This window comes from Mycobacterium sp. NPDC004974 (assembly GCF_053600815.1).
This window is the reverse complement of the sequence record NZ_JBSGAQ010000030.1, coordinates 1-4872: the sequence shown is the minus strand read 5'-3', so window position 1 is coordinate 4872 and position 4872 is coordinate 1. Positions and strand designations below refer to the sequence as shown.

Below are 4872 nucleotides of genomic sequence, written 5' to 3'. Positions count from 1 at the left end.
GGATGATGGGCGGGATGGGGATGCCCAGCTTCGGTGGTGGCGGCATGCCCACCGGAGGTGGCGGTGGTGGTGGTATCCCCGGACTCAACGCCTTGAGCTCCTTATCGTCCCTGCCGAGCTCGTTGGCTGGGTCTGCTCGGACGCGTCTTGCGTCGGCGAGTACGGCCATCGGCCAGCTGCCGGCAGGCCTCGGCGGACCGCTGACGCGCAATTCGAGCCCCAGAGAGGTGGCGGCCCGCATCATCTGGGAGGCCCACCGCCGCAACTACTCTCGGGAAGAAACTATCGCCGCGCTGTCCACCGCGATCCAGGAAAGCGGTCTGAGCCCGAAAGCCAGTGGCGGCGGTGGAGCGTGGCACGGGATCTACCAGCAGGACACGGGTTACGCCGGCCGTGACGATCCGAACAAGAACATCGAGGGCTTCTTCAACCGCCTCGACAAGATGCGCGCGTCCGCCGGTGCGAGCTCGGACATTTGGAAGAACATCTTCTGGCTGCAGCAGCGACCCGGCGAGGACAGCGCGGGGGAGGCGTTCGCCGACTCCCAGGCTCGCACGGCGTATTTGAGCGAAATCATGTCAAGAAAATCGGAGGCTGAGCACCTCTTCGACAGCATCATGGCCGCATGACCACCACCCCCTCAGCCGCGTCGTAGACGTCGACGAGTCAACGACGCGGCGACGAAAGTTGGCGGATCCGCCAACTTGATTGCAAAAGTCGATGGCAAACTGGGCAAGCGAGCCAGCCAGACCCTCGCTGCCAGGAATGTGCCTGTCAGCCCCACTCCCTCGTCGATATTGGGTCATCACCTGTGAACATGCCTGTTATCGTTCTGAGGACTGTGGAACCCTACAATCCGAACACGCGGCCAGTGCAGTTTCACCATGATGCCGATGATCGCCGCGCCTGGTCCAACAATGAATGCCCCTGCGGTACAGGACAATTAGCTGGTGAATGCCACTACCATTGGCCGACAGGACGATGGCGGCTGCCCGCGTACCGTCCTCTGCTGACCGATCCAATAACTGGCTACGCCCATCCCAGCTGTTACGCCTCGTCAACGAACGACTGCTCGATGAAGCTGTCGCTCGAACATCCGATGAGCGCGGGAATCCTGAAGAACGTGGGCGACGGGAAAATGGTGGAGATCAGTAATCTTCATTTCCAGCCAGCCTCCTCAAAACCACAGCGGTTGCCGATCAGAGGACTCGGGTCAAACATCCTGTGCGAAAGACACAATCGGGCCCTGTCTCGCCTCGATCGGGCTGGGATCCAGGTTCAGGCGACGCTGGAGCGATATCAAATGGCCCAGATCGGCGGTCGTGACCCTCATGGAAGTGAATTCGACCTCGTCAGCGGGGAAGAATTCGAACGCTGGATGCTGAAGATGATATGGGGTTACAAAGCAGCAGGTAACGCTGTCCCCGGAAACTTCAAAGTGCCGCGGGAGCGGGACATGCTAATGCGTTACCTCTTTCGCGACGGGTTGATGCCAAAGGGGTGGGGCCTGTACGTGGGTGCCCTGACGAGAAGTTTCGCGCGCGAATTCGGCGTCGCGGTAGAGACCCGTGCTGAAGTCCAGCAGGACACCCTTTTGTCTACCAACGTCACGCTTGGGGCATTCACGTTCACTTTCGCAGCCGGGATCATGGAGGCGGGTAACGGAGCGCGCACATGGCATCGCCCGTCCGGCGTACGGATGCTGTCGGACTTCGACTCCTGCCGGAAAGTACTGGCGTTCGGCTGGGATCACGCAAGTCATGCTCAGGCGGAGTACGTGGATATCCAATTCCGAGGGAACCGATGACGCGCTGGTCCTGTCGCGCGATGTAGGTGGGATGAACCAATCAGTTCAAGGTTGAGCGACCTACAACGACAACAACAGCACTGACTAGTGGGCGTTGTACCGCCGGCGCACGCGATCGGCGAGTTCGGCCGCGGTGATCGAGCCGCGGGCGTAGGCGACCTGGTCGGCTCTTGTTGCATCAGTGCTGCGGGAGCCCTCCAGCTCGGAGCTGCGGCGGATGGCGCGGACAGTCTTGATCCGCCGCAGCACTTTTCGCGCGTCGGTCATCTGGCCATCCCCTCCAATCCGTGTTCTTCAGAGCACATCGAGCATGGCGCCGGCCAGTAGTGCGGTTGCTCGCGCGACCAGGCGGGCCTCGGCCGGTGTGAGCGGTGTCGTCTTGGTTGGCGGCCCGGGCTTGCCGTGACCGGTTCCGGCGTCGTTGCGTAGTCGATTGACAGCGGTGCCCAACAGGAACAGGCACTGCTGCACGGCGCGGTGCGGGTCGGGGTCGAGCTGGATGTTCGGCCCGACTTCCAGGCCCAGTGTGGCGAACGCGTTGGCGAGGGTCACGGGGAAACTGCCTTGGTGGCCGCCCTGCGGGTAGCTGCCGGTGCGCTCGACGAGGACGTGGCGGGCTGTGGCTTCGTCGAGCTCCTTACCCGTGCCGATCTGTAGTGCCGGATCATCTGGGTTGAGGTTGATCCGACGTACGTAGCCCAGGAGAGCATCGGTGAGTTCGGTGCCTGCAAGGTTGTCGATGACGGTGGGTAGCAGTTCACCGGACTCGGCCAGGGTCAGCCCGAGACGGCGAAATGGTGCTACCAGGCGGCTGATCTTTTCCTGCCCCGCGTAGCTGGGCATTGTCGGGGCGAACGCGCCGTCGGCACGTAGCAGGGCCACGATCTCTTGCGCGAGGGCCAGGCCCGCGGCGGGGTCATGGTCGGCGGCGTACCGGAAGGTTCGCCGCACCCGCTTGACTTTGCCGATGGGTCGGCCATCCCGGTCTTTGCCGCCGGGACCGGGGTCACCGGCGGTGAGCTTGTGGTGAGCGAATGCCTGGTCCAGCTCGTCGTGCGATGGGCCTGCCCGGTCGAAGAACTCGCTTAGTACCGCTCCAAGCTCGATCAGATCGCTCACGGGCTACAACCTAGCCTCGGCGCGGGACAGGTCACATCGAATGCGCTGCGTGTTTGAGCCGCACGCTGCCGCCGCGAACGGCGATAGCTCGTAGTTGGCGAGCCGTGTGGACAATCGCCGTGTTGGCGTCCGGTGGCCGCCACCGTCGCCCAGGTGTGCTGGGGGTTGTGTGTCCAGTCGCGCAGCCCTCCGGCGTGTCGTCCCATGGCCCGGGTTTCGGCCATACGGTCATTTCCATGCTTGTCCGATCTCCCAACGAACGCTGTGACCAGCGTGTCAGCCCCGCCATCTGTAGAAGTCGCCGTCCGGCTCATGAACAGGGGAAGGCCCGGCATTTCCGCGCCGGGCCCACGACCGTGAAGGAAATTTCGTGAAGAACTTCGTTCTCGTGGCGCTTATGGCCAGCGTGCTTGCCTACCTGGCCCTGTGCGCGTACTGCATCGCTGCCACGGGCAGCACCGAGGGGCTTGCCGGAATCGGGGCGGCCGCGATCACTGCGGTGTGTGGCGTGGTCGCTGCGTACATGCGGCGCGGCGACAAACGGCAGGACGACAGTGGCGATTGACGTGGACTGGGCTACCCGTCCCCACGGGCGGGTAGCCACGTTCAGCACCCACTCGATCGAATCGTCGACGCCGCGGCGCCGGGATTGGGCACGATGTCCGCATGAGGCCAGAGGTTTGGATTTCAACGACGACATCCGAGGTGACCTTCGAGAACGACACACCCGGCAGCCAGTGGGAACATGTCGGCACCCTCGATACAGCACAACAAAGCGATCTCACCAAGAACCTCCAAGTGCTGCTCGGTCGGCGCAGCACCGCGCCGCGGCTCCCAGGCTTCTACCTGAGCGGCGACCCCGACAGCGCCTGGGTTCAAGCCGCCAAGCAAGATTCGGCCGGCCAACCACCGTTCTGGATTGCTATCGATCCTTGGGGAACCATGCGGGCGTCTATTCGCGGCGCCTCTGAGACCTACTTCGTCAGCAACGAGATGGCGACGGTGACCCGGTCGTTGGCACGGCGTGCACCCGAACCTCATCCTGGGCTGCGGGTGAAGCCGGTGATGATCGGCATCAAGGTCAAACGCAACGATGATGGTCTGTTCACCCGGCGAATGCACAAATAGGTGCAGAGGTGGTCAGCCGGCGATATTGATACGGCTCCTAGCTGAGCCGGGGAATTAGGTTCCCGGCTCTGTTGGTCTCCGCTGGTCACCGGATATTCTGAAGCGGTGAGTGCCGGCGGTTATGTATCGCAGATAGACCGTTTGCTGGCTTCGGCCGTATCGGTCTTTCCTGACCCGTCTCGCGGTGTGGAGTGGGTCGGGTTGGATCGGCCGACCATCGCGGCAGCGCCGGCGGACGGCGGCGGCCAGCTGGCCGAAGCGCTCGACCAGGCGACCGATACCTATGCCCGGATGGCCGCCGAAACTGAAGCGGTGCAGGCGGCGATCCGTGACGCCGCTCAATCGGCCGCCGAGACAGCCCGGCAGGCAGCCATCGACATGGCCTCAATCCGGGAGACCGCCCAGTCACAGGGCACGGCGATCATGCCGGGCGAGGATCTTGAGACCGCAGAGCCCCACGATCTCAAGTTGCTGGTCGAGACGATGGACTCCAAGCTGGAAGCGGCACAGGATGTTCTCACCACTACCCGTGAGAACTTCGAGCGCAGCGCTGAGCAGCTACGGGCGGCCTACCTGTAGCCGAGCGCGGCAGCAACATCGCTACTGCTCGATCCGCTCGACCAGCTGACCAGCACCATCGCGGGCGATACTGCGCACATTCCACGCATCCGCTCGACCACCCAGCAAACCCCATTGATCGGCATTCACGCGCACAACTAAGCCGTTTTGGGTGTGGTTGGGGGTTTGGGGTGGTGGTTAGTTTTGGTGGGTGAGTGGCGGGTCGGTTGGTGCGTATGTGGCGCAGGTCGATCGTGTGT

At 63.3% G+C, this 4872-nt stretch carries 6 protein-coding genes and 1 pseudogene; 5 read left to right on the top strand and 2 right to left on the bottom strand.

Features of this window, described 5'->3' with window-relative positions:
- Together ACWEFV_RS32320 and ACWEFV_RS32315 are read left to right on the top strand one after the other, a co-directional pair.
- Positions 1-629, top strand: a pseudogene (locus tag ACWEFV_RS32320) (hypothetical protein); the annotation flags it as partial.
- 446 nt (positions 630-1075) lie between these two features.
- On the top strand, positions 1076-1807 hold the full coding sequence (locus ACWEFV_RS32315; protein ID WP_450073114.1) for a hypothetical protein: 732 nt from the start codon (positions 1076-1078) through the stop codon (positions 1805-1807).
- 84 nt (positions 1808-1891) lie between these two features.
- Here ACWEFV_RS32315 and ACWEFV_RS32310 read toward each other — a convergent pair whose 3' ends face one another.
- Positions 1892-2074 carry an antitoxin VbhA family protein gene (locus ACWEFV_RS32310; RefSeq protein WP_214399158.1) on the bottom strand — a complete coding sequence of 61 codons (183 nt, stop codon included), beginning with the start codon at positions 2072-2074 and terminating at the stop codon, positions 1892-1894.
- 27 nt (positions 2075-2101) lie between these two features.
- A complete protein-coding gene (locus ACWEFV_RS32305; protein ID WP_214399157.1) occupies positions 2102-2926 on the bottom strand; it encodes an abortive infection family protein in 825 nt (274 codons plus the stop codon).
- 370 nt (positions 2927-3296) lie between these two features.
- Between ACWEFV_RS32305 and ACWEFV_RS32300 the strand changes: the two genes are divergently transcribed.
- The 3 genes from ACWEFV_RS32300 (at position 3297) to ACWEFV_RS32290 (ending at position 4633) form a co-directional block, all read left to right on the top strand.
- Positions 3297-3491 carry a hypothetical protein gene (locus ACWEFV_RS32300; protein WP_214399162.1) on the top strand — a complete coding sequence of 65 codons (195 nt, stop codon included), beginning with the start codon at positions 3297-3299 and terminating at the stop codon, positions 3489-3491.
- Positions 3492-3631: 140 nt separating this feature from the next.
- On the top strand, positions 3632-4054 hold the full coding sequence (locus ACWEFV_RS32295; RefSeq protein WP_214399156.1) for a hypothetical protein: 423 nt from the start codon (positions 3632-3634) through the stop codon (positions 4052-4054).
- 105 nt (positions 4055-4159) lie between these two features.
- Positions 4160-4633 (top strand): hypothetical protein, encoded by a 474-nt coding sequence (locus ACWEFV_RS32290; protein WP_214399155.1) that lies wholly within the window; start codon positions 4160-4162, stop codon positions 4631-4633.
- Positions 4634-4872: the final 239 nt, after the last annotated feature.

Excerpts from the sequence above, each read along its gene's own strand:
- ACWEFV_RS32310 (WP_214399158.1), bottom strand. The coding sequence starts at position 2,074 with ATGACCGACGCGCGAAAAGTGCTGCGGCGGATCAAGACTGTCCGCGCC.
- ACWEFV_RS32315 (WP_450073114.1), top strand. The coding sequence starts at position 1,076 with ATGAAGCTGTCGCTCGAACATCCGATGAGCGCGGGAATCCTGAAGAAC.